The sequence below is a fragment of the Psychromonas sp. MME2 genome (genome assembly GCF_040566515.1).
Lineage (GTDB): Bacteria > Pseudomonadota > Gammaproteobacteria > Enterobacterales > Psychromonadaceae > Psychromonas.
Genome location: NZ_JBEWXI010000012.1, coordinates 335,360 through 361,769, shown reverse-complemented (window position 1 = coordinate 361,769; position 26,410 = coordinate 335,360). Strand labels below are relative to the sequence as shown.

General features: G+C 37.3%; 24 protein-coding genes and 3 tRNA genes. 9 read left to right on the top strand and 18 right to left on the bottom strand.

What is annotated here, in order from left to right:
* The first annotated feature begins 453 nt into the window (after window positions 1–453).
* The gene (gene arcA, locus AB1A03_RS12115; protein WP_354624894.1) at window positions 454–1,170 is read left to right on the top strand and encodes a two-component system response regulator ArcA; all 717 of its coding nucleotides are present in this window, start codon (window positions 454–456) and stop codon (window positions 1,168–1,170) included.
* A gap of 49 nt (window positions 1,171–1,219) precedes the next feature.
* Here the strand turns inward: arcA and AB1A03_RS12110 are convergent, their stop codons facing one another.
* The 7 genes from AB1A03_RS12110 to uvrY all read right to left on the bottom strand — a co-directional run bounded on the left by AB1A03_RS12110 (window position 1,220) and on the right by uvrY (window position 7,012).
* The gene (locus AB1A03_RS12110; protein ID WP_354624893.1) at window positions 1,220–2,980 is read right to left on the bottom strand and encodes a glycoside hydrolase family 36 protein; all 1,761 of its coding nucleotides are present in this window, start codon (window positions 2,978–2,980) and stop codon (window positions 1,220–1,222) included.
* Between the two features lie 304 nt (window positions 2,981–3,284).
* A tRNA-Leu gene (locus AB1A03_RS12105) sits at window positions 3,285–3,370 on the bottom strand.
* A gap of 15 nt (window positions 3,371–3,385) precedes the next feature.
* Window positions 3,386–3,459, bottom strand: a tRNA-Cys gene (locus AB1A03_RS12100).
* Window positions 3,460–3,466: 7 nt separating this feature from the next.
* Window positions 3,467–3,542 (bottom strand) — tRNA-Gly (locus AB1A03_RS12095).
* 176 nt (window positions 3,543–3,718) lie between these two features.
* Window positions 3,719–4,267 (bottom strand): CDP-diacylglycerol--glycerol-3-phosphate 3-phosphatidyltransferase, encoded by a 549-nt coding sequence (gene pgsA / locus AB1A03_RS12090; protein WP_354624892.1) that lies wholly within the window; start codon window positions 4,265–4,267, stop codon window positions 3,719–3,721.
* Between the two features lie 204 nt (window positions 4,268–4,471).
* On the bottom strand, window positions 4,472–6,304 hold the full coding sequence (uvrC, locus tag AB1A03_RS12085; RefSeq protein ID WP_354624891.1) for an excinuclease ABC subunit UvrC: 1,833 nt from the start codon (window positions 6,302–6,304) through the stop codon (window positions 4,472–4,474).
* A 63-nt stretch (window positions 6,305–6,367) separates the two neighbouring features.
* Window positions 6,368–7,012, bottom strand: a complete 645-nt coding sequence (gene uvrY / locus AB1A03_RS12080) for a UvrY/SirA/GacA family response regulator transcription factor (protein ID WP_354624890.1) — start codon at window positions 7,010–7,012, stop codon at window positions 6,368–6,370.
* Window positions 7,013–7,462: 450 nt separating this feature from the next.
* Here uvrY and AB1A03_RS12075 point away from each other — a divergent pair, with 450 nt between their 5' ends.
* Window positions 7,463–7,894 (top strand): hypothetical protein, encoded by a 432-nt coding sequence (locus AB1A03_RS12075; RefSeq protein ID WP_354624889.1) that lies wholly within the window; start codon window positions 7,463–7,465, stop codon window positions 7,892–7,894.
* A gap of 608 nt (window positions 7,895–8,502) precedes the next feature.
* Window positions 8,503–9,825 (top strand): formate transporter FocA, encoded by a 1,323-nt coding sequence (focA, locus tag AB1A03_RS12070; protein ID WP_354624888.1) that lies wholly within the window; start codon window positions 8,503–8,505, stop codon window positions 9,823–9,825.
* Window positions 9,826–9,918: 93 nt separating this feature from the next.
* Here focA and AB1A03_RS12065 read toward each other — a convergent pair whose 3' ends face one another.
* The 9 genes from AB1A03_RS12065 to AB1A03_RS12025 all read right to left on the bottom strand — a co-directional run bounded on the left by AB1A03_RS12065 (window position 9,919) and on the right by AB1A03_RS12025 (window position 19,579).
* Window positions 9,919–10,830 carry a LysR family transcriptional regulator gene (locus AB1A03_RS12065; protein WP_354624887.1) on the bottom strand — a complete coding sequence of 304 codons (912 nt, stop codon included), beginning with the start codon at window positions 10,828–10,830 and terminating at the stop codon, window positions 9,919–9,921.
* A 516-nt stretch (window positions 10,831–11,346) separates the two neighbouring features.
* Window positions 11,347–11,727 (bottom strand): HamA C-terminal domain-containing protein, encoded by a 381-nt coding sequence (locus tag AB1A03_RS12060; protein ID WP_369434232.1) that lies wholly within the window; start codon window positions 11,725–11,727, stop codon window positions 11,347–11,349.
* A 775-nt stretch (window positions 11,728–12,502) separates the two neighbouring features.
* A complete protein-coding gene (locus tag AB1A03_RS12055) occupies window positions 12,503–13,816 on the bottom strand; it encodes a glycosyltransferase (protein WP_354624885.1) in 1,314 nt (437 codons plus the stop codon).
* Complete coding sequence (locus AB1A03_RS12050; protein WP_354624884.1) at window positions 13,813–14,394, bottom strand: hypothetical protein; 582 nt, start codon at window positions 14,392–14,394, stop codon at window positions 13,813–13,815. The genes AB1A03_RS12055 and AB1A03_RS12050 overlap by 4 nt, the downstream gene beginning before the upstream one ends.
* Before the next feature lie 5 nt (window positions 14,395–14,399).
* Window positions 14,400–15,521: a glycosyltransferase gene (locus AB1A03_RS12045; RefSeq protein ID WP_354624883.1), complete on the bottom strand. Its 1,122-nt coding sequence runs from the start codon at window positions 15,519–15,521 to the stop codon at window positions 14,400–14,402.
* The gene (locus tag AB1A03_RS12040) at window positions 15,514–16,464 is read right to left on the bottom strand and encodes an NAD-dependent epimerase/dehydratase family protein (RefSeq protein ID WP_354624882.1); all 951 of its coding nucleotides are present in this window, start codon (window positions 16,462–16,464) and stop codon (window positions 15,514–15,516) included. Before AB1A03_RS12040 ends, AB1A03_RS12045 begins: the two co-directional genes overlap by 8 nt.
* A 4-nt stretch (window positions 16,465–16,468) precedes the next feature.
* Window positions 16,469–17,770 carry a F390 synthetase-related protein gene (locus tag AB1A03_RS12035; RefSeq protein WP_354624881.1) on the bottom strand — a complete coding sequence of 434 codons (1,302 nt, stop codon included), beginning with the start codon at window positions 17,768–17,770 and terminating at the stop codon, window positions 16,469–16,471.
* On the bottom strand, window positions 17,754–18,587 hold the full coding sequence (locus tag AB1A03_RS12030) for an MBL fold metallo-hydrolase (protein WP_354624880.1): 834 nt from the start codon (window positions 18,585–18,587) through the stop codon (window positions 17,754–17,756). The genes AB1A03_RS12035 and AB1A03_RS12030 overlap by 17 nt, the downstream gene beginning before the upstream one ends.
* A complete protein-coding gene (locus AB1A03_RS12025; protein ID WP_354624879.1) occupies window positions 18,584–19,579 on the bottom strand; it encodes a 3-oxoacyl-[acyl-carrier-protein] synthase III C-terminal domain-containing protein in 996 nt (331 codons plus the stop codon). Before AB1A03_RS12025 ends, AB1A03_RS12030 begins: the two co-directional genes overlap by 4 nt.
* A gap of 750 nt (window positions 19,580–20,329) precedes the next feature.
* Here AB1A03_RS12025 and AB1A03_RS12020 point away from each other — a divergent pair.
* From AB1A03_RS12020 to ssp4, 5 genes are all read left to right on the top strand, one after another.
* Entirely contained in the window at window positions 20,330–20,560 is a 231-nt protein-coding gene (locus tag AB1A03_RS12020) for a hypothetical protein (protein WP_354624878.1), read from the top strand.
* 212 nt (window positions 20,561–20,772) lie between these two features.
* Window positions 20,773–20,952 carry a helix-turn-helix transcriptional regulator gene (locus AB1A03_RS12015; protein WP_354624877.1) on the top strand — a complete coding sequence of 60 codons (180 nt, stop codon included), beginning with the start codon at window positions 20,773–20,775 and terminating at the stop codon, window positions 20,950–20,952.
* Window positions 20,953–21,139: 187 nt separating this feature from the next.
* Window positions 21,140–21,727 carry a YagK/YfjJ domain-containing protein gene (locus tag AB1A03_RS12010; RefSeq protein ID WP_354624876.1) on the top strand — a complete coding sequence of 196 codons (588 nt, stop codon included), beginning with the start codon at window positions 21,140–21,142 and terminating at the stop codon, window positions 21,725–21,727.
* A 74-nt stretch (window positions 21,728–21,801) separates the two neighbouring features.
* The gene (locus AB1A03_RS12005) at window positions 21,802–22,614 is read left to right on the top strand and encodes a cell division protein DivIVA (RefSeq protein WP_354624875.1); all 813 of its coding nucleotides are present in this window, start codon (window positions 21,802–21,804) and stop codon (window positions 22,612–22,614) included.
* Window positions 22,615–23,234: 620 nt separating this feature from the next.
* Window positions 23,235–24,149: an Ssp4 family T6SS effector gene (ssp4, locus tag AB1A03_RS12000; protein WP_354624874.1), complete on the top strand. Its 915-nt coding sequence runs from the start codon at window positions 23,235–23,237 to the stop codon at window positions 24,147–24,149.
* A 613-nt stretch (window positions 24,150–24,762) separates the two neighbouring features.
* On the opposite strand, the gene AB1A03_RS11995 is transcribed toward ssp4, so the two are convergent.
* Window positions 24,763–25,485 (bottom strand): XRE family transcriptional regulator, encoded by a 723-nt coding sequence (locus tag AB1A03_RS11995; protein ID WP_354624873.1) that lies wholly within the window; start codon window positions 25,483–25,485, stop codon window positions 24,763–24,765.
* Between the two features lie 195 nt (window positions 25,486–25,680).
* Here AB1A03_RS11995 and AB1A03_RS11990 point away from each other — a divergent pair, with 195 nt between their 5' ends.
* Window positions 25,681–25,938, top strand: coding sequence for a helix-turn-helix domain-containing protein (locus AB1A03_RS11990; protein WP_354624872.1), 258 nt, complete (start codon window positions 25,681–25,683; stop codon window positions 25,936–25,938).
* A gap of 11 nt (window positions 25,939–25,949) precedes the next feature.
* Here AB1A03_RS11990 and AB1A03_RS11985 read toward each other — a convergent pair whose 3' ends face one another.
* Window positions 25,950–26,396, bottom strand: a complete 447-nt coding sequence (locus AB1A03_RS11985; protein WP_354624871.1) for a hypothetical protein — start codon at window positions 26,394–26,396, stop codon at window positions 25,950–25,952.
* Window positions 26,397–26,410: the final 14 nt, after the last annotated feature.

The window sequence follows — 26,410 nt, the reverse complement described above, 5'->3', positions numbered from 1 at the left end:
TAATATTGCTAGAAATGAGCATTTTTATTTTTTAAATTTGTTCCTCGCTTTAACCTTTTTTTTGAAAAGCTCATCAAATATTAATTTACAGTTGATACATATCAATATTAAATCTATATATGTAATTATTTAATACAATTTAGTTGTTATCTTAATGTTAAGTAATTATAGTTATTTGCATAATTACAAGGGTGTGAGTAACGATTAAAAGTCCTTCAACATAGGCGTTTTCTAATACTTCCTTTATCAATACCCTTGCAGTGAAAAAGAATAAAAAAACAACAAAACGTTAACACCTCCAAAACAGAGCTAAAATATCAAAAATCGAGACTATGACCCAGTCCAATAATCAGCAAAATGATTATTTAGATAACTAGCCAACGCTTATCAGCTAGCATGTAAACCTGCGTTTTGAGTGTAACGAATAGACAAGATTGAAAAATAGGAGTCAGCATGTCCACAGCAAATATACTCATAGTAGAAGATGAGCTAGTTACAAGAAAAACCTTAAAAAGTGTTTTTGAAGCAGAAGGTTATAATGTTTTAGAAGCAACTGATGGCAATGAAATGCATCAAATAATTAAAGAACACAATATAAACTTAATTATCATGGATATTAATTTACCCGGTAAAAATGGGTTATTACTTGCTAGAGAATTAAGAGAAATTCAGAATATTGCACTTATATTTTTAACCGGGCGAGATAATGAAGTCGATAAAATTCTCGGCTTAGAAATTGGTGCGGATGATTACATTACTAAACCATTTAATCCAAGAGAGCTAACTATACGAGCTCGCAATCTATTAACACGCACCATGCAAGATAACCTTTACTTTGAGGAAGTACGTCAAAAAGTAGAAAATTATAAATTTAATGGTTGGACCCTGGAAATTGAAAGTCGCTCATTAATCAGCCCTAATGGCGATGTATTTAAATTACCGCGCAGTGAATTTAGAGCTATTTTGCACTTTATTGAAAACCCAGGAAAAATACAAACGCGTGCAGAATTACTCATGAAAATGACTGGGCGCGAATTAAAGTCACACGATCGCACCGTTGATGTCACGATTCGTCGTATCCGCAAACACTTTGAAAGCGTGCCTGAAGGCGGTGAAATTATTGCCACCATTCATGGCGAAGGTTATCGTTTTTGCGGAAAACTTGAATAAATAACAGTAATTGGCAAATAGAAAATCCGGTGCACTCATGCACCGAATTTTATCTCCTCAAGTGCAATTGGTATAATACCGCGCGGCTATTGAGGCCGGCATGTAGCTCGATTTCGCATGACTTACTAGCGCCAGAAGATAACTTTTGTTGTGTCCAAAAGTCTACCCACTCCCCGTTTCCTTGCTCTTCTAAAATAAATTTTTTACTATCATCACTTTGATAATTAAATAAAAGGTGCAATTTCCCAAGCGGTCCCAAATCAAGTTTACCATGCGTTAACGATAAATCATCAAAGACAGTAGTGCCTTGCGTTATAGCCTGTCTAGCTATTAATACTGATAAGCTTTGCTCTGCAAAATCATTTAATTTATATAAGGGATCACCGGATAATAATAAACCTCCACTAGCGAGTAATACATCACGATGAAAATGATAGTTCTCAGCGCAAGTTTCTTGCCCTTCGATAGAGATTAATGTCGCACAATCGGGATCGATGTGCCATAAACCTTTATGCTGCCAACTTCGTAGAAATGTTTGTTTCGCTATTTGTTCAAAACGATATCCCTGTCGTTCAACATCATCGGAAACACGCATCGCATCGACTAAGCCAAGAGAGGGCCACATGGCAGCGTTGCATCCTAATAGCCAGGCATCACCTGCGCCCTTAGCAATAGCCTGCATACCCAGGCGATAAGCCTGAACACCAGTCATCGCCGTATCAAAACGACGTCCTTTTAATATTCCCCAATAATTGGCATCGAGTTTAAATAACTCCACGCCCCACTCTTCACGCATGGTGCGAACCACATGCGTTAAATGAGCGCAGACCTCAGATTGACTGCAGTCCAGAATATACCAAGGTGTACAACGCCATCCGCCATAGGTAACATCTTCAGCTTTCAATAAATCGCCATTTTCATGACGAACAAACCACTCGGGATGTTCTTTAAATAACGTCGACTCTGGTTGTGCAATAAAGGGGGCTAACCAAATAGCCGGTGTTTTACCTTTTGCTTTGATCTTCGCAATTACTTCTTTTACCCCCCCACTAAAATGTGCGGAAGGAGTTAACCAGTCCCCCATATATGCTTGATAGCCATCATCGAGTAGCACCCATTGCAATTCATCGAGTGGTCCAGACATAGCTGTAACATTTTGCAAAATATTTTCTTCTGAAACACTAGCATAATAGGCATACCAAGAACACCAGCCAATCGGCGATGGTTGGTTCACCCCCGCTCTTGGTGGATGATTGACATTAATCAATTGTGTAAAATCATGATACAACTGATTGATATCTCCTCCCTGTAAAACAGTAATCGACTCTAAAGCACGATTGTTCTCTTGGGCTTGTTGCAAGAGGTGTACACTTTCACCATCAATAAAAGCCTTAACACTATTATTCGTAAATTCAAAGTAGCCTGAAAAACAATGGCAGGAGGTAAAACCGAATAAAGTGAACTGCTTACCGTCTGCAATAATCAAGTAACTATAATATCTTTTTGCTAAATGGTTAGCATAGACGCGATAATTTTCATTGTTATCAGGACAACGTCCAAGGTCAATAGGATGGTTTAACGTGCCGATAGTTTGACATAACATTTGTAAACCATCACCTTGGATCGCAGCATCACCATTAACAGATAACTCAAATTCAGCAAAATTAAACTGTTCGAAATGGAAAGTATTGCCTTGTGAGGATGCAAATGTCGTTAATAGTTCATTACCATTTAAACGGTAATCAAGGAGCTCGGATGTGAGATTGACTGAAACTCCACAGGGAAAAGTTAGCGCTGCTTTGGTACTCATATCTTAACTCCTCATTCATTTAATACCAATCGTAATAAATAGCTGATCTATTTTACTGGTTAAAATAACTTACTTTTTTGTTGTAAGTTTCGCAAAGAGAACAACCAATCGCGCCAACTTGCGCCTCAAATTAAGCCATTTTTCCTGCACAAAATTTAGTTCATATACTTACCGGAATTGGTATTAATCCGATTGGTATAAAGAATCAATGTAATATAACCATCTAATTTATGCGACAAGTGTATTCATTTGCTTAATTTTAAGCAAAAAAAAACCTCAGTATAAATACTGAGGTTTTTAAAACTGGTGCCCGGAGCGAGACTTGAACTCGCACACCCATAAGGCGAGGGATTTTAAATCCCTTGTGTCTACCGATTCCACCATCCGGGCAAAACTTTTAAAATTTGGAGGCGGAACCCGGAGTCGAACCGAGATGGATGGATTTGCAATCCACTGCATGGCCATTCTGCCATTCCGCCAAAATTTTGGAGCGGTACACGAGACTCGAACTCGTGACCCCGACCTTGGCAAGGTCGTGCTCTACCAACTGAGCTAGTACCGCATCACATTTCATAATTAAAACTAATTATGTCGATAAGTTACTAACAACATGTTTCCCTATCGATGTGGCGCATTCTAATGATTATTAAGATTGAGTCAACACTCTTCTACAACTTTTTTCGACCTAAGCAATTGTTCGCTGTTTTTTTACACTAAGCGATCATTTATCGGACAAAGTCATCGACTTGATTTCAATGATGGCCATGCAGCCTTTAGATAAACCACCATTGACCAAAGCGTCAAGACCGTTGCAATATATAAACAGAAGAAGCCAACCCACTCCATTTCAATGGAATGTTGCCAAATAAGTAGGAATAACGCGAGCATCTGTGCGGCTGTTTTAATTTTCCCAACCCAAGAAACAGCAACACTGGCACGTTGTCCTAACTCAGCCATCCACTCTCTTAATGCGGATATAATAATTTCACGACATATCATAATCATCGCCGGAATGGTGATCCAGATAACCGCATAATGCTCAACAATCATCACTAAGGAAACCGCCACCATTATTTTATCGGCAACGGGATCCAAAAAAGCACCAAAAGAGGTTTGTTGATTAAGACGACGCGCAAGATAACCATCCAATACATCTGTGATACCAGCTAACCAAAAAATAAAAGCGGCCGCTGGGGCAGACCAATGAAAAGGTAGATAATATAGCAACACAAAAATGGGGATCAGAAAAATTCGAAAAGCGGTTAAAATATTTGGAATGTTTAGCATTAAGATGTCCTTTAAATAACGATACACGTAACGCTTGAACGTACCCTTATTTCTACGATTTGCGCTTACCTCTATTTTGGCATTTTATTGTTTCACAATGCAAATAGATAACGCGCTAAAATCACTAAAGAAGTAAATCAACGAGGCAACATGGATATAATAAAAGCGCAATACACAAAAAACATCCTTACTATCAATCAAAAGTTATGAATGTAACGCTTCATAAATATTTTCTGCCAGTGGTAGACTAATGCCTGGAATTTTGGCTAATTCATCAATACTGGCAGATTTAATCCCCTGTATCCCACCAAAATGGTTAAGTAATAATTGCCTGCGTTTTACTCCGACGCCAGCGATCCCTTCTAAGCTACTGGTGCGCCTTTTTTTATCACGCTGTTGACGGTGCCCCATTATCGCAAAGCGATGTGACTCATCACGAATTTGCTGTATTAAATGTAACGCAGGGGAATCCTCGGGAATTTCTAAAATATCATGGCTATAACCAATAATTAAAGTCTCTAATCCCGCCTTACGCGTCACTCCCTTCGCAATACCAATCAATAAAGGGACTTTATCTGGAAAATTATGCGCTAATGAACTAATAATATTTTCAGCTTGGCTAAGTTGCCCAAGCCCACCATCAATGAAAATAATATCAGGCGTATTTTCCACTGTCTGCAACGCTTTAAAACGACGGCCTAATACTTGAGCCATTGCCGCATAATCATCACCAGGCGTTATACCACTAATATTGAAACGTCGGTATGCTGACTTAGCCGCCCCCTCTCGGTTAAATACGACACAGGAAGCGACCGTTTTTTCTCCCATCATATGAGAAATATCATAACACTCCATACGCTCTATAGAGGTGGTCAACTCTAATTTCTCTTCTAACAATAGATAACGCTTTTGAATACTATTTTTTTGATTAAAGTGAGTAGTTAATGCAATTTGAGCATTGGTGATTGCGAGCTTAACAAACTGACTGCGTTGACCACGCACATCGATTTTCAATTGACATTTATAACCACAATAATCACTAAAGAGTTCAGTAAAAACAGCCCGTTCAGAGAAATCATCACTCAATATAATTTCCTTGGGAATGGCTCGTCCATTCTGCCCGGAAAGATAAAATTGACTCAAAAAAGAGCTCAGTATTTCATCTTTGCTCGAGTTTTTAGGGGTTTTTGGAAAATAATTACGACTTCCTAAAATACGTCCTTGGCGAACAAATAACAGATGCAGACTCGCCACGCCATGTTGGTAAACAAATCCAATAATATCAAGTTGCTCAATATCACCACTTACCCATTGTTGTTCTTGAACCTTTTTCAAGGATTGAATTTGATCACGGCGTTGAGCCGCCTTTTCAAACTCTAATGAGTGACTGGCCTGCTCCATTTCCTCCACCAGCTGCTCAATAACCTGCTGACTTTTACCCTGTAAAAACTCCGTTGCCAGCTTTACCTGATGGCTATACTCCTGCTCTGTCATCGCCTTTACACATGGTCCAAGGCAACGTTTTAACTGATACTGTAAGCAAGGGCGAGAGCGATTACTATAATAACTATCTTCGCATTGGCGAATTGGAAATAATTTTTGCATTAGATGTAAGCTTTCCCTTACCGCACCACCACTGGGGTAGGGGCCAAAATAAGTTCCTTTTCGCTTACGGTTTTGGGCTCTAACGAGCGTCAATTGAGGATGCTTATGAGCGCTGAGAAAAAGGTACGGGTAAGATTTATCATCGCGCAATAACACATTATATTTAGGCTTATATTGCTTAATAAAATTATGCTCTAATATTAACGCTTCCGTCTCTGTATGGGTAACGGTCACTTCAATATTAGCAATATGGCTAACCAAGGCGAGGGTTTTTGGGTGTTTTTGAGTCAGGCTAAAATAACTACTCAAACGTTTTTGTAAATTTTTTGCTTTGCCGACGTAGATAACCTCATGCTGACGGTTAAACATACGATAAACGCCCGGTTGAGTGGTAACTGTCGCTAAAAAATCTTCTGCAGAAAATAGAGTCATAAAAAAAAGACACCCTTAGGTGTCATTATATAAGTTTTTAACAAATGACTATCGTCAATAATGTTAAAGTTTGTCAGCATCAAGCATGCCATATCGAATAGCTAAATGGGTTAATTCAACATCGCCGTTAACACCAAGCTTCTCAAATAGTCGATAACGATAGCTGTTAATGGTTTTTGAACTGAGGCTAAGTTGCTCAGATATATCCACAACACGCTGTCCCTTAGTTATCATCATCATAATTTGCAACTCTCGCTCAGAAAGCACTCTAAACGGATCTTCATTATCAGGAACAATCTGCGAAAGCGCCATTTGTTGTGCTATTTCTGGTGCTAAGTAGCGCTGTCCTGAATTGACCGCTCGAATAGCATTAAGCACTTCATCTGGACAGGCGGCTTTACTTAAATACCCAGCGGCCCCTGCTTGCATGACCTTAGCTGGAAATGGATTTTCAGTATGCATGGTAAGCATGATAATTTTAATATCTTCATTAATGCGTAGAATTTTACTCATCGCATCTAAGCCGCCTATACCGGGCATATTCATATCCATCAACACAACATCAGGATGATTATTACGACACCATTTTACAGCTGCCTCACCACTATCTGCTTCTCCAATTACTTTCATGCCTCGAACATCATCAATGATACGGCGAATCCCTGTACGAATCAACTCATGGTCATCGACCAACAGGATATTTATCACAAAAAATTTTCTCCGTTAATACCTAAAAGGGTTTTAGATATCGAATATAAAGCGCAGTAACTTGCGTTAATTGATAGTAACCAATAAATAATCTTTTACAAAATTAAAAAATATCACGCTTTGCGCCACTTAACAATAATGTAAATCAATCGTGCTAATAACTTACTGCCAATAAATAAAATTGCCAGCGAGATAAAGAAAGATGAGCATGAGATAGATGTAACATACAAAAAAATATGCAACATAAGCCACTTCTATCGGCAATATATCTCAATATACATATCAGGTATTTCGGCACTATTGTCCTTGCAGATTTTGCATCTTGAAATAGCATAAGTATCAATATGGCATAAACAGTGTCATCTTTTTGTCATAATTATTAGGTTATATAGACAACCATCAGCAATAACGAATCAAAGATCATCAAGATCCATAGCGAAGGAATGTAAAATGAGTAAAGCGCCAGCATTAACGCCAAACACAGACAACAATTTTATTGCTCTAATAATGAATGTCAGTAAATATGATAATATCATCTATTTTAATTTCCATCTAGAAACACCGATATGTTTCTATTTTGATCGCGACAGTGGGTGCTTATTACCTGTTACACTTGATGGTAATGGCCATCATTCATTGAACGCTATCGACAATGAAAATAATTATAAGGTCGAAGGATTATTTGATATTAAAACTAAAACGTTCAATTGCCATACCGCAAGGATTAATAATGTAACGCCTGATAATAAAGGCGATTTATATAATGTCATAAAAACGATTGTGCTAAATAACTATAAATACAAAAAATCCCTAGATAAAAAAACAAAAGTCGTCATTAAAGAGCAAGATAGTGATATCACCAAACAACTTTCACTAAAATGAATAATACTTTGATAAATAGTTATTACTGCTTATTGGTAATACTTTAATGCCTATAAAGGGCATTCCTGAGGCTGTTGACCTTGCGAATAAAATTACTGCTAAAATGCAAGGTCAACAGCCCCTAAGGTAACTAAAATTTATGATTATATAAATGAAAACAACCTCCCCCCCACGGAACACCCACTGTTTTACCTGACCAATGCATTCTGCAGTATCTTGCTGAGTTAACGCTTTAGCAAAATAGCTATATACCCATGCCATTTTTAACCATCAATAATATTGAATCAATTTATCACAACTATCAAATATCATTACCCTTCGTTTTATCTTATTGTTTTTAAGCACCAAAAAACTCAAGTGCATTAATTTAATCGATATATTTTTACAAGGAGAAAAGCATGTTCAACAGAAAAATAAAAAATAAATACCAACAACAGAGCGTAAGTTATCGCAGGGATAAACGATGAATACTAACAGAAATTATCCCATTAAGTTAATCAACAGCCATCAACAGCCGTCCGCTCAAAATAGTGTATTAAAACAAGTTGAGCAATATGGTATTTCAAAGGTGCAAAAATCCTTAGCGAAATCCTTTGCATTAGCCATTTTTGCCAGGCGCATTCATCGCTATTGCATTTGTTTTTTATATCACAGTTACCACTGGTGCGAGCAATACCCCATGGGGACTGATTCGATTAGCAGGTGGCATAGCATTCAGCTTAGGTTTAATCCTTGTTGTAGTCTGTGGCGGAGAATTATTTACCAGTACGGTATTAAGCTGTGTAGCGTGGGCTCAGGGATTATGTTCAACAGGACAGCTCTTGAAATGCTGGGGACGCGTCTATTTAGGTAATCTAGTCGGAGCGGCGATAATGTTAGCGTTGGTCATCACTGCTCGCATGCACCTTTTAGATGGTGGGCAGTGGGGGATCAATGCATTACAAATAGCACAACATAAACTTGAACATACTTGGGCACAGGCTTTCGCTCTCGGCATTTTATGTAATCTACTCGTTTGTTTAGGTACATGGATGACGTTTAGCAGCAAAGATACTTTAGCTAAGTCCATGTTACTGATATTGCCAGTTGCCATGTTTGTTAGCAGTGGTTTTGAACACAGTATTGCCAACATGTTTATGGTGCCCCTTGGTCTTACGATTAAATCGATCAGCGATCCCGCTTTTTATATTAATCACGGTCTATTGATAACTGATTTTGCTCATCTCACATGGTCTAACTTCATTTTACACAACCTTATTCCAGTAACGCTGGGCAATATTGTTGGGGGTGGCTTATTCGTAGGTATCGGATATTGGTTGATAGACAGAGAAAAAACCACACCAACAAACAAAAAAACAACAAATAATAAACAATTAACCCCTTTAGGAGATATAGACATTATGAAAACAACATTACAGCACATAACAGTAAAAGATATCATGAATAAAACACCTTTACTGCTAACACAAACTCAAGATATTTACCAAGCACTCGCTTTATTAACCGAAAATGATCTTAGCGCTGCCCCAGTAGTCGATAAAGCACAACAACTGCTTGGTTTTATCTCAAAACAAGATCTTTTAAGACACCTCTGGTCTGAAGAATATTCAATAAAACTAGAATGCCAAATTAGTGATATTATGCAAACAGAGATCCTAACTGTTGATGCCGCACAACCCATCACGACTCTGCTTGAGTTCATGGTAGTCGACAAAGATAAATTATTCCCAGTGAGTGGCTCAGGCATGTTAATCAGCAATCAATATCAAAGTTATGATCAACGTTTGAAATCAGCATCAGCACAACGACCTTCTATATATCCTGTAACAGAGCAAGGCCGATTAGTTGGAGTTATTTCTCGCAGTGAACTCGCAAAATTCGTAGTTAAGCAGTATACACCTAATGACCAATGTAAAATTGAAGCGGCTTAGTTTTATAATCTTACTAATTGCTCATATCAACGAAATTATCGGGTGATTAAATAAAGAAGACTAGTTAATAAACTTAACAAGGTAAGTGTGCACTTACCTTGTTTTTGCTTTTTTAGAATTTGACACTAAACGTTGTGCTTCTCTTAGAACACAATCCCTTAATGGATTTTCACCCGTATTTTTTCGCCATATAAATGAAATACTTCTATCCATATTCAATTGAGGTGTTGACAATATAACTAAATCCCCCTTTTCAACCTCCTGTGCAACATCTAGATAAGGTAAGCAACTTAAATACACACCATTTTCCACTAACGCTTTTAATACTTGAACACTTTCATAAATTTTACATACATCAATATGTTCAATTATACCGTGGATAGCGCCATCAAAAATACGTCGAGTACCCGCCCCTATCTCACGCATCACCCATTTCGCTTGCTCTAATTGCGCACTATTCACTTTATTTAATTTGGCATAAGGATGATTAGGGTTGCAAAAGATAACTAAGTGGTCATCAAGCAATTTTTGCTGATGAAGACCTGTATGGTCAATACGCCCCTCAACCATTCCCAAATCACATTCATAATTTAATAGGCATTGAATAACAGAATCAGTATTCTCCACCATTAAATCTAAATGCAGTTCAGGAAAATCTTCATCAATTTTACTAATTAATTTAGGTAATATATGTTTGGCAGGTGTTTGACTAGAACAAATTGTTAAATTACCACTAATAATCTGTTGGTCGTGTAACCCGAGTTCAATTTGCATTGCCTCTTGTAATAAATGTTTTGCCTTTGGCCTTAACCAACGCCCCCAATGACTTAAAGCAAGTCGGTTCCCTTGCCTAATAAATAATGGTCTATCAAGTACGTGCTCTAATTGAGAAAGGGACATACTAACAGCAGACTGAGTCATTGATAACTGCCGCGCAGCTGCACTAACACTTTCATGCATAGCAACGGCATCAAACACCGCTAATTGTTTTAATGAATACTTCATGAACACGATTCCTGAATGATTTACGACGCCAAGTATCAATTTTTTTGATACCTGGCGTCGTAAATCATAGCGCAGCTATTGTCAGTAAACAATTAATTTAAATAGTAATTTATACCTAAGAAATAATGGCTATTTGATTGACCTAGAAACAATAAAGCCCCAACGTAAGTTGAGGCTTTATTGTTTGAATATGGTGCCCGAGGCCGGACTTAACCGGCACTTCTTTCGAAAACGGATTTTGAATCCTGATATTACAGGTTACCGTAGTAGTATAGGATACTTAACATATTGTTTCAAATGACTTAGGTTCTTTTCGGTTTAATACAACTTAGACAGGTTTACGCCAAATTTACGCCAAATTTCATACCCACAGAGGCATATTCAATTTAAGTTAAATAAGATTTATTTATTATTTAATTTTAACTAAAAAATAGGCTATCTATTTTTAAGTGCATCAGGTACAGGAACAAATAGTCTCTATGATGTAACCATTAAAAATGGTTATTTAATAGTGAACTAGCAAAAGATAACGTCATAGTGAATTTTATCAATGGCTTGTGTAGCCGTATATGGATTCAAAAGCTGTAAAATCTGACTTTCTAATTTTTCATCTAAATTCGGAAAGTCCATATGACTGTCAAGCAAGTCAAATTCATCCTCATATTTATCTTTAGCACTCTTAATTGATTTAGTTGCTTCTGAGGCTGCTGATTTAAAATTTTTATAAAGCTTCGACTCTCCCAAATACCCCCTCAACTCTCCATCAACAATCTGACCATGAACAGCATCCGCTCCGTATACAGGCATTCTAGGGTTGGTTTTCATTGATACTTTACTCAATAACTTAGGAGCTAATAGATATACGTCAAGTAAGGTAAACAATATCAGTTCTCCCAATTCTCCTTTGGCTGTATGTCTGCTAATTTTTCTAAGTGCTTTTTGAAAAAATATTCCGAAGCCGTTACACTTTTTATTCCTAGTTTTTTTCAACTTCAGAACAAGAGAATACAAAATTTTGGAGAATACTATTTTTTACACATTCAAAAAAATCTGTATAGTCACTTTTCCCATCTTCAGTACATGGGAGATATACTAGTAGAGTGTTGACATCTCAATCATCTGCTAACTTAAATGAAACTAGCACCTCTTTTAGTATGCTTTTTATTTCATCTACATTTGTTAATTGGGACTGTAAGGTGATATCCATAAACGATGAAAAATCCTCTGAAGCAAATGAGAAACAGCATACCCTATTAAGCATGAGTACCATTATTCAAAATCAATTATTTGTAAGAAAGTGATTTTTTTGTGATGAAAACACCACTTGAAAGCGTTATTTCACATCAAATTATACGGTGTCACAGTTAGGTTAAATATCAAAATTTGGAAAGTACTTCACAGGAGCATCATTTCTGGGGTCAGATCTTGCCTTTTGCTATTACTATTTTGTTGAGAGAAAATCAGGATAAATTGGGTATCTCAACCGATAATAGAGCAAAAGTTCTATCTCGCTCTGTGCCCCAAACCGAGATAGAAAACTAAATTGCAAACGACCCCAAGCGAGTTAGAAGCTATAAAAAGCGACCAGAATTACCAATCCACAACAATTATCAACTATATAAATGCAAACCAATTGTCATTAAAAATACTATATATAAGGAGGTTAGAGTTATTAGAAGAAAGTGTTAACTGGATATAATTGTTCTCCAGAATTTTCAATATCACGTCTCTTTATCTCCGATTCAACCAAGCCTAATAGTGCTAAATTATGGTTCTTGTTAGCGTACCGCTCATTAAAACTTTTTATACTTTGAGCAACACAGCTACCCATTAGTAAGGTCTGAAGTGCTATTGATATCTCTTTAACATTTTTAACCCAGATAGAAAGGTTTAAGGCTTCTAAACGAGCTGCATGGTCGAATTGATCATAGTCTTGAGGAATGACGATGCAGGGCTTCTCGAACTGAAGACAATAATACAAAATGCCAGCGCCACCATGATGGATCACAAAATCGTATTTTGGTAAGTAACATTCATAATTGATGTAAGAAAACCTAAAGCATTGATTATGACTTTTGGCATAACTATCGTTATTGGCATTCCCATCGGTAAAATGAAATACCACATCGGGAAATTGTATCGATAGTTTTTCAACTTCCTGATATATACCTTTTTTACACCAATCGAGGTGCGTTCCAAGAGTTACTAGCACATAGCGTTTATTTTCCTGAAACATAGGGGCTTCATGTGCAGGTTCATCTGTGATTTCAGGAGTATAAAGCATAGGACCAACAAATTTAGCCGCCTTTGGCCAGTTTTTTGAAAACTCAAAATCTTGATAGCCAAGGCATAAAATACAATGTTTTGAATAGATAACTTCTGTGCCATCTTCTCGGTAAATATTATCTAGACCTAAAGAACGAATAGTTTTTTTGCATAAATAAAAAGCACTTCGTTTAAATAGCCTCACCAATTTACGGCCTAACCAATCTCTAGCCTTTAACGGCAGACTGTCACTTTCTTTCCAGCCACCTAAATAACTCGGAGTTCCTGTACTAGATTCAATAACACAGGGCGAAGGCATACTTGTCCACCAAACAATGTCATTTTGATCCGCGACAATACCCGCAACAGGTAATGTGAAATCGGCAATCATTAAGTCACATGAACGTTCAGCGTAAATAGTTTCTAGCTCTGTTTTCAATAGTCTGAAAAAACTTATGACTTGCTTAAATTGAGCGATCAATTTTGTTGGTGAACTTCGTACCGCATAGGCAGGGTTAACACACTCAATCAAGATTTTATCGTCAATGGATGTAAGCAATAATGGTCTAAGACCTGCCGCTTCAATATCAACTTTGGCCGTTTCCGATGATAATACGGTAACGTCAAAGCCATGCGCTAACAGTTGCTTGCCCATCGACAAAATGGGGTGCAAGTGACCTTTGAAAGGGGGGGCTAAGAGATCAATACTAATTTTTTTCACGTGCACTTTTCATGTATATTATTCATTTGATTTTTCTTTATAGAACAGATGACTTGCTGCAAAACGTTTAATATCTCTGTACTCTCGAGATAGTCCATATGACCACAGTCAACGAGATAGTCTACCTCTTTGAAGAATAATTTTGAAAGCCAGTCATTTCTCCCTTGAATCATTGTAACTTGTGTTTTAGGTAGAGTTCTAGCTACAGGTCCATAAGCAATAACATGCATATTTTTAAGTAGTTTAACTGGTAAATGTAAATTATTTAACAACTCAAGCCCACAACTTCCAGCCATTACAATACAGTAACCATATTGCTCAAATTGTTTAATAACCTGTGCTCGGTATTGTTTTTCAAAATGAGGCTTTCTCGATAAAAAGTACTGTAAAGTATTTGATAAACTAGCATTCAATAAGTTAGTTTCATGATAAACATTCATTTGACTATCATACGGAAAATTAAAAGGCGCAACACTAACACCTTCTTCCTCAAGAAAATCAGCAATCTTTTTCTGTTTGGGGCTTAACTGGCAGCAACGCCGGTTGCTTTGCCCTGTTATAAAAATAGCTTTCATCAAAATCATTACTTTTTAATACTGGTAAATTGGCTATTGGAATCCACACGATAAAAACGATTTCTCCAGCGTATTTTTTTACTCATAAATGCATGTACTAAATGAAGTGTTTGTAAACTTTCTGATAAAACAGATAACAACAGACCTTTCATACTCCCGGCAATAATCCACTGTCGTACTATCAGCGTTATGAGTAGTGTCGAAGCACTAATAACTGAAAAGTTAAAAAATAACGTAAACCATAAGCTTAACAATAATAAGGACGGTAACCCGTGCAGTGAGAAAATAATGGCTTTAGTTTTATTGTTCTGTTTAAAGAATAAAATATTAGCAAACACATACCAACGGTGCATTTGCCTAAAATAATGCTTTGCGTCATCAACCGAGGTTGCTATTAGCTGAATAAACGTAGTTTGACGTATCGTACCACCATGGGATAAAACATGTTCTGCCATCGCAAAATCATCCGTCAAACAACCAAGAATGGGTTCAAAGCCACCTATTGTATTTAACTGTTCTCGTTTAAATCCATAACACATGCCATTAATCGTTATTGGTTTCATATAAGGAAGCAAAGATAAATAGGTAAATGAAGCATTATTATTAACAAAAGCCGCAAGTAAGCGTGAATAGAAATCACCTTGTTCACGGTATTGTGGCAAGCCAGTGACTAATTCACAGTGTGCTAAGTCGGCTAACATCATCTGTAATGATGGCTCAGGTAAAGTGGTATCGTCATCAAGCACTATGCAATAGTCTTGCTGACACTGCGATAACACTGCATTTAACTTAAACAGCTTGGGATTAATACTTTCAGGTGCTTCGGGGAAAGATAATTTAACGATATTTTTATCATGATGTCGCTTAATAAGCTCATCAACTATTTCATGCCCTACGGGATCTTCGTCATCAACCAACCAGTAAAAGCAGGCCTCTTTCAGAATAAGAAGATTGCTTTCTAGTGTCCATGACAAGCTAGCATCACCACTAAGTATGGGTTGAAAAATGGCGACGTTCTCTAATAAAACAGGCTTTTGGGGCAAAATGACTGTTTTACAATAAGATTGTGCGCTAAGCTTTTTAAACAGTTGTAGTGATAGATAAAGACAAGCGATCAAAATATTAAACATTTTCTAATTCCCACTGAATAAAGTTTTCAATGCCTTGCTCAATGGTCATTGACGGTGGACCGAAATCAGTTAGCATTTTAGTAACATCAAATGTTTTTGAATTAGCCAAAACACTCACTCCGTAACGAGTGATTGGCGGCTCATTTTTAATGTTGAAAGCGCGATAGCACCATTCAACAATCCCAGCCAACCTCATTGCAGTTTTCATACTGACTTTTTTCTTCGGTTGAGGATATCCAAGACGAGAAAGTACCGAAAGCAAAACGGCTTGTATTTCTATCGGTTTATCATTGGTGAGATTGTAGTCTCCCTGAATAGAGTCAGACTGCGCAGCAAACAACATGTAGTCTGTTAAGCAATCAATATAAATTAAATCACCTATCACAGGCTCTTGTGTCGTAAATAGTGGCAATTTTCCTTTTTCAGCTGCTTTTAGAATACGAGGAAATAATACTTCATCACCAGGACCAAAGATTGCCCGAGGCCTTAATATAACTTTTTTTCCAGAATACTTTTGAATACACTGTTCACCAGCATATTTAGTCGCCGCATAATCGTTAATAAAATCAGGGCCAATTGGACTATTTTCGGTAATATCAAACTGCGGTTTATCGTGATAAAAAACCGAACTGGATGATATATAAATAAGTTTGGGATGGCCATTTTTTTCACAAAAATCAATAACATTTTCAGTAGACAAAATATTGCCTTCAAAAAAAGTTTTCTTACTTCCCCATGGAGATACATGTGCTGCAGCATGAATCACAACATCGGGTTTAAAGTCGATATCAATACCTTTAGATAAATCCACCTGTGAATAATTATCCCAAGGCATAGGGCGTCTAGATATCCCGTGAATCTCAATGCCTTCTTGATCAGAGAAGCGTTTCAAAAAGCTACCACCGACAAAACCAGAGGCACCCGTAATTAAAATTTTCATCATTGTTTTAGTCCACAAAACTTGGTTTTTGATAACAGGCAATCCGGCGCTGCTTCTTCATAAGATCTTGTTTAATGCCCACGTTAAAGTTTATTTCAGGCTTATCAACATTCAAGCCGGTAAATAATTCTGTCAATGTAGCCGTAATATCTTGCTCAGCCTTAGCTGCGTCATCACTTTTATAAGTAAAAGAAATAACGCCACCGTGTTGTGCGATACGGTAGTCAGATACCTGGGTTTGACATATATACATTGCTCGGCGTATCAAATCAGGAAAAATAGCAACTAGTGACCCGTTAGTCGAATGAGGTAACCACAACATATCATCCTCTCGCCCCTCAATTTTTTGTAATCGAGTAAAATGCGAACCACAAGGACAAGACGCTTTTTCTTCAATCAAAATATCATTTAAACGGTATCGAATAATAGGTAAAGTGCGTCGATTTAAGTCAGTGATAATGGGAGCAAAGCGACCACTCTCTTTATCTATCCATTCCTTTTCGACAATCAATATATCTTCATTAATATGTAAGTTACCATGAGAGCAACTAGAGGCAATATAGCCCTCAGTTGCTTGATATATCTCGTGCAATTTACAAGGAAAACAATCTTCTACTCTGTCTCTCATCGAATTTTCCAATACTTCGGCAACAGATATTATTTTATCCGGTTTAATAGTGCTCTGGTGTTTGGCAATAATATCAAGCACATGAGCTGGGGCGATCAAAATATGAGGGTTATACGCTTCAAGCTCTGCGATTAAATCATCAAACGATTTGGTAAGATCAAAAAAACGAAAGTCCATAAATAGTCCGTTCGTCGACTCATAGAGGTTACTGTTAGCCCTTAGAAATAATGCAACCTTCTTTTTGCGAAAACTAAATGGGATGTTTTTAGCAATAATATACCCTGCCCACAAAGCTTGTTCACAAGGCGAGACGAGAAAAACACCTCTCTGATTACTAGTACCAGATGAAAGACCAACTGAAACCCCCTTAAGAACAGCGTTAAAATCACGGTCACTTTCAGCTTTAAGTCCGTGCTCTTCGCACTGTTTGAGATCTAACCCTACAGTATTAATTTCATCAAAATGAGCTAAAAATAACGGTTTATCGATTATTGGAAATTTACTTAAGGTTTGATTTTTAAATCTACTGTAAAAATGAGATTTATCTGCAACATGATTAATTAATTTTTGAAAGCGTTGCTGCTGTCGATTAGCCGTTCGTTCTTGCGAGGCAGTCCTACACTTGATAGCAATCATATAGCCATAAATAAAGTAGCAGGCCTGCTTAACTTTCCCCAGCATAAAAGGCCTTATAACTTTGGGTGCAATGTGAAGGTAAAAGCGTTAACTCTGAATTTTGACTATGTAACCGACTCAGCTTGTCTAGTGTGTCGTAGTACTCTCTCGTATTACTAAGAATTATCTGACTGATCGGGTGAGGATATCTCTGCTCTTTGATCGATTCAATGGACCAGCATGCATCACCAATCAAAAAAACGGGTTGTTTATTGCGATAGACCATCAAACCATAATGTCCATGGGCATGCCCAGGTAAAGCTATTGCTATTAGAGAGCCGTCATTAAATACATCATAGCCATATTGAAATGGCGATAACTTACCTGATATTTTTATGGTTTTACACTCTTCGATAAAAATAGTACGTTTAGAAAAGTCATCAGGTAATAAACTCAACAAGCTACCTTGCAATAGATTACCCAAACGAGATCCCTGCATTATGGTTTGTAAAGCCAATTTAGAACATATAAAACGAGCGTTAGGAAAGTCTTTCAAACCAGCAATATGGTCTGCATGAAAGTGCGATATATAAATATACTTAATATCTTGTGCTGCAATATTCTTCTTTGCTAACTGATTCACAAGGCGCTCTGAATCAGGAAGACACATCGGCGTTATCCAGCGATAAAAACGCTCTGGAAACGGCTGAGTAGCAGTCGTAAAGTGGTCGGCATATCCTGTATCAAATATAATATAGCCCTTACTCGGATGCTTTATTAAGCTGACAATCGAAGGAAACTCCGTTGGTTTCCAACTCGCCCCTTTTAACACCATCCTTTCTGGATGAAAGCAGTGACCTACTTTTAATAACTCTAACCTCATAGCGTTAGAATAACTCCGCCAATGCTTAAACCCGCAGAGGTTCCAAGCATTAGTACTTTATCTCCAAATTTAGCTTTACCTGATTGTCGCAACTCATGTAAACCAGATGGAAGAGAGACGGAAATTTGATTGCCTCGATCGTGGAGCAGGTTTATCACTTTTTCTGGCTTAATTCCCAACTTTTTGAAAAGATGTTTCATTGCTAGACCACTAGCCTGATGAGGAATAAGCCAATCAATATCCGCCAACGTCAGCTCTGTTTTGGCAAACAACTCATCCAAAAAAGGCCCTATAACGCTAACAACAGTACGGTAAAGCTCCTTACCCTGCATTTCAAAATAACAGTAAGGAGTGTAATCTTCATTAATTTTGCTAGGATGATTTAAACTACCGCCTCCTCGAACCTGGCAAAGATTAAGACCAACGGGGTATGTTTTAAATTGAGATGCAAGAATTGTTTGATTGGTTTCAGATTCTAGTGAGGGACTGGTCAAAATCAATGCAGCGGCACCGTCACCAAATAAACCAGCACATTCAATATCTTCCCAATTAAGAGCTGGCGAAGCCAAGTCACTCGAAACAACAGCAATGCATTTGTATTGTTTAGTGAGCAATAAAGATGATGCTAAGTCCATAGCTAACAAGCCACTAAGGCAGGTGGCATTTACATCAAAACCAGTAATCGGTTCAAGTAAATTTAACTCGGCAAGAATATTAGCAGCATTACAGGGAATAGCTCGCTCCATAGTACCTGAGGCAGCAATTAAGCAGTCAATATCACTAAGGCTTATATTGGCATCAATTGAGGCTTGATTCAGTGCCTCAACAGCCATAACAGAAGCGGTTTCTATCTGTGCAAAGTGTCGATAGGAAACCCCTGTTCTTTTAACAATGGTGCCCTTTTTTAAACCATGTTTTTTATCGAGTTCTTCGGACGAAACTTGTAAAGGAGGTAGATAGACTCCACTGCCTAAAATTTTAAAAGTACGCATATTTCAAATAGTTTCCAACGGTATATTCCTGCTCTATCGGTATTATCAGAGGAGTTAGGTATAGCTTTTAGCCCTATTTCAAAACGGCTTATTATAAGACTTTAAATGAGCATAGTAACACTTTGTAGATCACTTACAAACACATGTAATTAAGAGGATTTCGTTGACTTGATAGCCTTTAAAGCCCACACCAACGTAGGAAGCTGAGTATTCAGGTTAGACTTCCCAGATTTCACTAAGCCTATTTATAGAAAGATATCTAACTAATTGACTATTAAATCTATCTCGCTCTGTGCCCCTAAACGCCTCAGGAAGCTAAATCGCGAAGTATCCTAAAGTGCACTGACTAACGAAAATTAAAGTTATCACTATAACTGGTTACTCAAAATGAAACATTAGCTCCATCAAAATATCATTAGAAAAACGAGTAAATGTTCCGTTAGGCAATTGCTGCATATAACCAACTTACCTAAGTTCCAGCCTACCGACTAAAAAGTTTCCACAGAATTCAGCTGCCTCGTATTACTGCGTGAAAAGGCTGATGTTGCTAAGCATAAGAAAGAGATCAACAACCATCAATCAGGTATATCAACAAAGTATTTTCAGCTAACCTAACTATATATGCAGATTAAAATCAAATAATACTAACCACGTCACATTTTGGTGGTGTAAACCGTTCTATTACACCAAAAATAAATATTTATAGTCACTCCCGAACTGCAGCGAACCGCAGTATAAGGAAACAAAACTATGACTGATTTAAATGACTTTAATACACACGCAACAAACCTCAATAACTGGCAACCCATGACTAAGGTTGCCGAGGTTTTCCCTCAATTTACTCACACGCAATTAAAACGCCTGTTTTGGCAAAGACAACTACACCAAGGATTATCGACTTGTTACAAACAAGTGGGTAAACGTGGTTATGTTTGCTTGCCATTATTTGGCTTATGGCTAGCTGGAAAATTACCAGAATAAACCACGCAACGGATAAAAAATCCGACACTACCTCCCTATTTACAAGGCCTGCCAAGATATTAGGCGTAAACGAGGCGTAAATAGGGGGTAATTTGAAGGGAGAAACTATAAATACAACATTATTTTAGATAGCAAAATGAAACAAATATTGAAGGCCAGCAATCACACGTAAAAAGTTTAGCTAATACGCAACAATGAACAAGGAAAAATAAATGAAAGTATTATCAACGGCAGAAGTCTGTCAAATAACAGGCCGTCCATACAGCACGATATATCGATGGTGGAAAATTAAGAAGGTTTTCCCAAAACCAATATTACACCACGAGCGAGCTGTTGGGTGGCGTCAAGAGGATGTTGCAGAATGGATGCGAGGTAAACAACCTATGCGTTAACTCAGCAATGACTGTGAAAACGAATGAACGCAAATGAAATACTTTAATCTAGTTTGCTATGTTTATACCCAGTTCTATTAATCAGCTATTGATTAACTAATGCCTATGAACACTATGCATAAAGCTATTAATACAATGAAAACAACTGGGTATTTAATAATATCTATGGTCTTGATCGATTCCTGAAATGTCAAAATATAAAAGTGAAAACCCCATATACAGAACCAAAAACAAAGTGTTTAGAGTAAATAGCGGTAAGAACAAGCCTATTTTTACACATCAAATGAGGAAGATTATTGAGCAAATGGAAAATACTATCACTAAGCATAGTCGAACATTTATTGTCGTATTTGATTTACGAGTTGCCACTTTTTCGTCTGATAACAACGGTCTAAAAATATTATTGAGTAAACTGCGCTTTTACTTAAGACGCTATTACAACATAAAAAGACTAGGTTACACATGGTGTCGAGAACAATATAAATCATCGAAGCAACATTATCATATGGCATTAATGCTTGATGGTTCAAAAATACAATACCCCCACAAACTACTTAAAACAATAAGCAGTATGTGGCATGACATAACAGATGGCGGTCATTTATATACCCCAAAAAATTGTTACTACATGATAAAAAGAGGAGATCCATCATTTGAAGAAACTAAAGCCGAAGCAATTTATCGATTATCGTATCAAGCAAAAGTAAAAACAAAAGAAAAAAACACAGCAAGTACAAATGACTATGGCACGAGTCAATTGAAGCAAAACAAGTAACAGCTAGATAGCTTCATGGTATGCACTAAACAAATAAATACACATTATAGAGTAGATAAATAATAGGAGTCCTTATGGCAACACAATGGCACAAACTACATCAACAGTTTTTAACGGAGTATGCTTACTCAGGAATATCAGTAAAAGCATGGTGTAAAAAGGAGCAAATAAATTATGCAACAGCCCGAAGACATATAAAAATAAATGCGCAGATTATGCCCCCTACGGTGCGCACAATGCGCAGTGATGAAAATGTAAAAACTACGCATTTACCGCTTATTACAGAATCGAATAAGATCAAAAATCAATTAGTTAACGAAATTAACATTGACACTTCTACACACAAAACCACAGATAAAGAAGCCAGCGCCAAGAAACGAGTTGCATCATTGGCTAATCAGAATGCACGTACTTTTGGTCATTACAGTGAATTCATTACGACAAGCGAAGATGCTGTACGATATGCTTCAGCCGCAACGACGAAATTAAATGACGAACTGAAGTTAATGCGTATGCAGCTATCTAATTTAATGGTTGCCATCAAAATGGTTGAAGAAGAGCTACATAGTAATGCCTCCGTTGATCAAAAAATACCATTACATGAATCCTATGAAAAATACCAAACAGCTGCCAGCGTTAAAGTTGCTCGCATAGAATCATTAGAAAATTCAATTATTCGCAACGAAAAAATGAAAGTTGATATACAAAAAACCATTGTTTTAACAGAAAAAGCGCAATTAGAAGCTGATAAATTACGTGCAGAATCAAGTAATGGGAACACCCCCCTTCAAGATATTTATAATGAGATTCTAGCGATGGATAATGATGGTATGATGAATAATATGGACTATTGCATTAACTGTTCAGCCAAAAACAATAATAAGTAAACTACACTTTACTGGACTGTAACCAAATCAAACTCACCTATGCTGGGGGGTATTGCCAATTAGCCCCTTATTTATGGGCGTATGACGCCCCTTAGTGAGCTAGATTGATAGAGCGCTACAACGCAATATATACAATCAATTTCACATATTAAATACAACGAAAAAACATTATTTATGCATCAAAAAGCCCACATTTAACATAACAGTCATTTTGTGCATTTATATCTAACGTGTGCGTCTGGGGTCAAATATTGCTTTTTACCTAAAAAGAAAAGGCAATCCCCTCCCCAAAATAATCACGCATTAAGCCAAGGGCGACGCCCTCCCCCCCCATAATCCAACCTAATTAAGCTAATTCAGCGAACTATCACTCCATTTAACCAACTAATTAATAAGAACAATTAATCAAGCAAAGATCACGACCTGTGAGTTATTGTATTTTTTATTTAAAATAATCAGGTAAAAATGAAAAATTATACAGCCTAGTTAGCCACTCAGACACTTGAAATGTAGGCACCCATAACCAACAAAAAAAATAATCATAAAAATAAAGTAATTATCAACTTTATTTTTATGTGATATATTTGTTATTTAATTAACGTCCTCTATATGGAATTAAAATGAGCATGCATGACACATTTCGATTTAATGAAAATCAGCTTAAAACTAAACTTTTATATGATTTAAATCAAAATAAACTATTTAAAAATATAGACAGCATACCCGAACTTAATGGCGCGGCTGTGATTTATATTGATAGCAGTTATACCATCGTAGAATTGAGACCATTTATTCCTACTTGTAGTTTACACCCTATTAAAGTTGTATTGCGAGAACCTCCAAAAATGATGAGTCAAAGTGAATTTGCCGCACATTTAAAAGGTGGTCAAGGGAATATTAGAGAGTCAAAACTTGTAGAAGAGGTTGCTGGTACTGTTTTGAGTTGTGGCGCAGCTTTTTTAGGTTGGATTGTTGTGCTTGGCAGTAGTGCTGCGATTCCTTTGTCGGGCGGAACAAGCTCTGCAATTACTTATCTTGCTGTAGCCGCAAGTGCAGCTAGTTCTGCACAATGCTTCAATGGTATTGCGCGAAGTGGTCTAGAAGTAGCAGCCCCTCAAGTTAATGATTTTCTTGATTCACAAGAGTGGTATCAAAATATGACTACTGCCTTAGATATTATCTCACTAGCAGGAGCTGTAGCTGCTGGTGCCGCTACATTAAAAACCGTAAAGCTTTTAATGGCTAATAGTGGAAAAAGCGCTTCATCAATTTTAAAAGGGTTATCTCGTTCTGAAAGAAAACGATTAACTCAAGAAGTTATTCGTTTAAATAACCCTGGTGTATCGAACAAGCTATTAAAAAGTATGGTGAACAGTGGGAGTTTTCCTAAGCGCTATTCAGGCATACAAATAACACAGTCTCTTAAATTGCAGTTAAAAGATACCATTGGTGCTGCAATGAGTTTTTCAGGTAGTGGATTATCTGGTAATGTTAACTCTATCGCTATAGGGATATATGAGGAGTTAGCTCAATAATGACAAATCAAGAAGGAAAAACAAATTTTCTATTTCCGCCTTGGAAACTGATGAGTAGGTTTCTTTTAGTTACTATGCTAATTATTATCGGGACAGCTCTTTCAGCTGTTATGATTTTTTTTGAATACTTTAACATGCACCCCTCATGGTTATTTGGAGTCGGCTTTCCTGTCATTATTATTTTTTCCATAATAAATTTCAGGGTAATTCGAGGTTCTTTTTTTTGTACTAAAGCTCTAAAATATTACACGTATTTTTTGATAACTGTATAGGGTCATAAAGAATGAGATTTAAAGAGAGATATGGAATTTGGTGAAATTTTACGGTGGTATGTGGTTGAATAAGTAAGTGTGGTGATGATTTTGGCGATAGTTTTATTGTGGTGTTCTAACGGCTGTAAAGCCTGTTGTGGCTTAGTTTAGAGGGGGTCTCTTCTGTTTGATTGCGTGCTGTCCTGGTGCGCTTTAATCTTCCTTTTTGTAATATGGTTATTTGGTTAGATCGTGATCTTGTAAAAATGAGATCTTTTAATCTGATTTGGGGAAAATGCCGTTTAAAATGAGAAACGGCATTTTTCTGTTAAACAAATTTAATGAATGTTTAAACGCTGTTCTTACACATCTTTTGCGATGTGTACTACCTTGCCGATTACATCAAATTGTTCCATGTCTGCTTTTTTTATTTCCATTGGTGGGTAGTGAGAGTTATCGCTGATTAACAGGTAACTACCGAATAAATTTACCTGCACTCTTTTGACTACCAGTTGATCTTCAAGCCTAAATATATAGATATTGCCATCTACAGGTTTGTTTTCTGCTGTATGGACGATTAACGTATTGTTATCACCAATACTTGGCTCCATCGAATCACCTTTCGCCCATAAGGCAATTAGGTCTTGTGGCTTGAACCCCTTGTACTGCAACCACTTCTTACGAAACGCCAAATGTCGAGTAGGAATTTTTTCATCATTACCTACTGAACCAAATCCAGCTGAAACTTGCACGCTATACCCAGGTATTAGTACAAAATCATCAAAATCAGATGGTTCACCTACCGTTGGCGCTTCAAGGTATTCAACCCTTTCAGCTACTTCTTCACCTGTTGCTAGCCACTGAACAGATACACCACCTGCATTAGCGATTGCAATCAACCTTTCAAGATTTGGTGTTGATTCACCATCTATATATTTTCGCAAAGCTGTTGGAGATACTCCAGCTTTCAAGGCTAAAGAGCGAGCGCTGTTTGTGCCAATGATTTTATTTAAGCGCGACTGGAAACATTCAAGTTCACCAGGTTTACTTGAACGAGTGCATTCAAGTTCTTTTTTATCAGTCATATTCTTTTAATCCATTGATAAATATGCTTTTTTGCCTTATTTAAGAGCAAAAGAGACAGTTACTAACTTGAATGGGTTCGTGAATCTCGCATTCAAGTTCAAAAACAACTTGCAATTAAACCCATACAGGTTTATCTTAATTGAAATCGTAAGCAAATGAGTTCACGAAAACAGTTAAATCAAGGAGCAAAAAAAATGCAAGCATTAAACTCACATCAAAATACAAAGCAGGATATGCATCGTGCCGACATTATCGCTGGTCTAAAAAAACGTGGCACCAGCCTCGCAGCCCTAGCTCGTGCACAGGGTTATTCTTCATCTACTTTGCAAAATGCACTTAACAGCAAGTGGCCTAAAGGCGAGCGGATTATTGCCAACGCCCTTGGCCTTGAACCAGCTGAAATTTGGCCAAGCCGTTATAACAAACCTGCTTTCGGAGGTTGCCATGCTTAAAATTCAAGTTCTTACTGCAATAAATCGTATTGTTCGACCTTTGCAAGTTGCAATCGTCCCTCTCCAATCAGCACACCAAAGCGAGCTGGAAACGTTGTTGGTAACAGACACACAATGTCACGACGACCGCCTTGAGCCTCAAACTCATAATTCACAATCTCATTCATCCGCTGGATTGCGCTGCTCAACCTTGCATGAAGCGTTTGAACCAATCGGTAATCTACATCGCGCATCAACTGCCTCACGCTATCGCTTTCGGGTGCAGCCGTACCAAGACGCGTTGTGATTTCATACATGAAATTTGACCACTCTAATTCAGAAAGATCATGTTTGCTGTTAGGTGGCATGTCGATTCCATCAATGAAACGTTGTAATTCGATCTCTATTTCGCCAGCAAAAAATAGTGAGAGGGTTTCTTCTCTTGGTAAAGGCATTGATCTGGTTACAGGTGGTTTCATTTTTAACTTCCTTG

Excerpts from the sequence above, each read along its gene's own strand:
- arcA (WP_354624894.1), top strand. The coding sequence starts at position 454 with ATGTCCACAGCAAATATACTCATAGTAGAAGATGAGCTAGTTACAAGA.
- AB1A03_RS12110 (WP_354624893.1), bottom strand. The coding sequence starts at position 2,980 with ATGAGTACCAAAGCAGCGCTAACTTTTCCCTGTGGAGTTTCAGTCAAT.
- pgsA (WP_354624892.1), bottom strand. The coding sequence starts at position 4,267 with ATGCTAAACATTCCAAATATTTTAACCGCTTTTCGAATTTTTCTGATC.
- uvrC (WP_354624891.1), bottom strand. The coding sequence starts at position 6,304 with ATGACTCTATTTTCTGCAGAAGATTTTTTAGCGACAGTTACCACTCAA.
- AB1A03_RS12075 (WP_354624889.1), top strand. The coding sequence starts at position 7,463 with ATGAGTAAAGCGCCAGCATTAACGCCAAACACAGACAACAATTTTATT.
- AB1A03_RS12065 (WP_354624887.1), bottom strand. The coding sequence starts at position 10,830 with ATGAAGTATTCATTAAAACAATTAGCGGTGTTTGATGCCGTTGCTATG.
- AB1A03_RS12045 (WP_354624883.1), bottom strand. The coding sequence starts at position 15,521 with ATGTTTAATATTTTGATCGCTTGTCTTTATCTATCACTACAACTGTTT.
- AB1A03_RS12040 (WP_354624882.1), bottom strand. The coding sequence starts at position 16,464 with ATGATGAAAATTTTAATTACGGGTGCCTCTGGTTTTGTCGGTGGTAGC.
- AB1A03_RS12035 (WP_354624881.1), bottom strand. The coding sequence starts at position 17,770 with ATGCTGGGGAAAGTTAAGCAGGCCTGCTACTTTATTTATGGCTATATG.
- AB1A03_RS12030 (WP_354624880.1), bottom strand. The coding sequence starts at position 18,587 with ATGAGGTTAGAGTTATTAAAAGTAGGTCACTGCTTTCATCCAGAAAGG.
- AB1A03_RS12025 (WP_354624879.1), bottom strand. The coding sequence starts at position 19,579 with ATGCGTACTTTTAAAATTTTAGGCAGTGGAGTCTATCTACCTCCTTTA.
- AB1A03_RS12020 (WP_354624878.1), top strand. The coding sequence starts at position 20,330 with ATGACTGATTTAAATGACTTTAATACACACGCAACAAACCTCAATAAC.
- AB1A03_RS12015 (WP_354624877.1), top strand. The coding sequence starts at position 20,773 with ATGAAAGTATTATCAACGGCAGAAGTCTGTCAAATAACAGGCCGTCCA.
- AB1A03_RS12010 (WP_354624876.1), top strand. The coding sequence starts at position 21,140 with ATGTCAAAATATAAAAGTGAAAACCCCATATACAGAACCAAAAACAAA.
- AB1A03_RS12005 (WP_354624875.1), top strand. The coding sequence starts at position 21,802 with ATGGCAACACAATGGCACAAACTACATCAACAGTTTTTAACGGAGTAT.
- ssp4 (WP_354624874.1), top strand. The coding sequence starts at position 23,235 with ATGAGCATGCATGACACATTTCGATTTAATGAAAATCAGCTTAAAACT.
- AB1A03_RS11995 (WP_354624873.1), bottom strand. The coding sequence starts at position 25,485 with ATGACTGATAAAAAAGAACTTGAATGCACTCGTTCAAGTAAACCTGGT.
- AB1A03_RS11990 (WP_354624872.1), top strand. The coding sequence starts at position 25,681 with ATGCAAGCATTAAACTCACATCAAAATACAAAGCAGGATATGCATCGT.
- AB1A03_RS11985 (WP_354624871.1), bottom strand. The coding sequence starts at position 26,396 with ATGAAACCACCTGTAACCAGATCAATGCCTTTACCAAGAGAAGAAACC.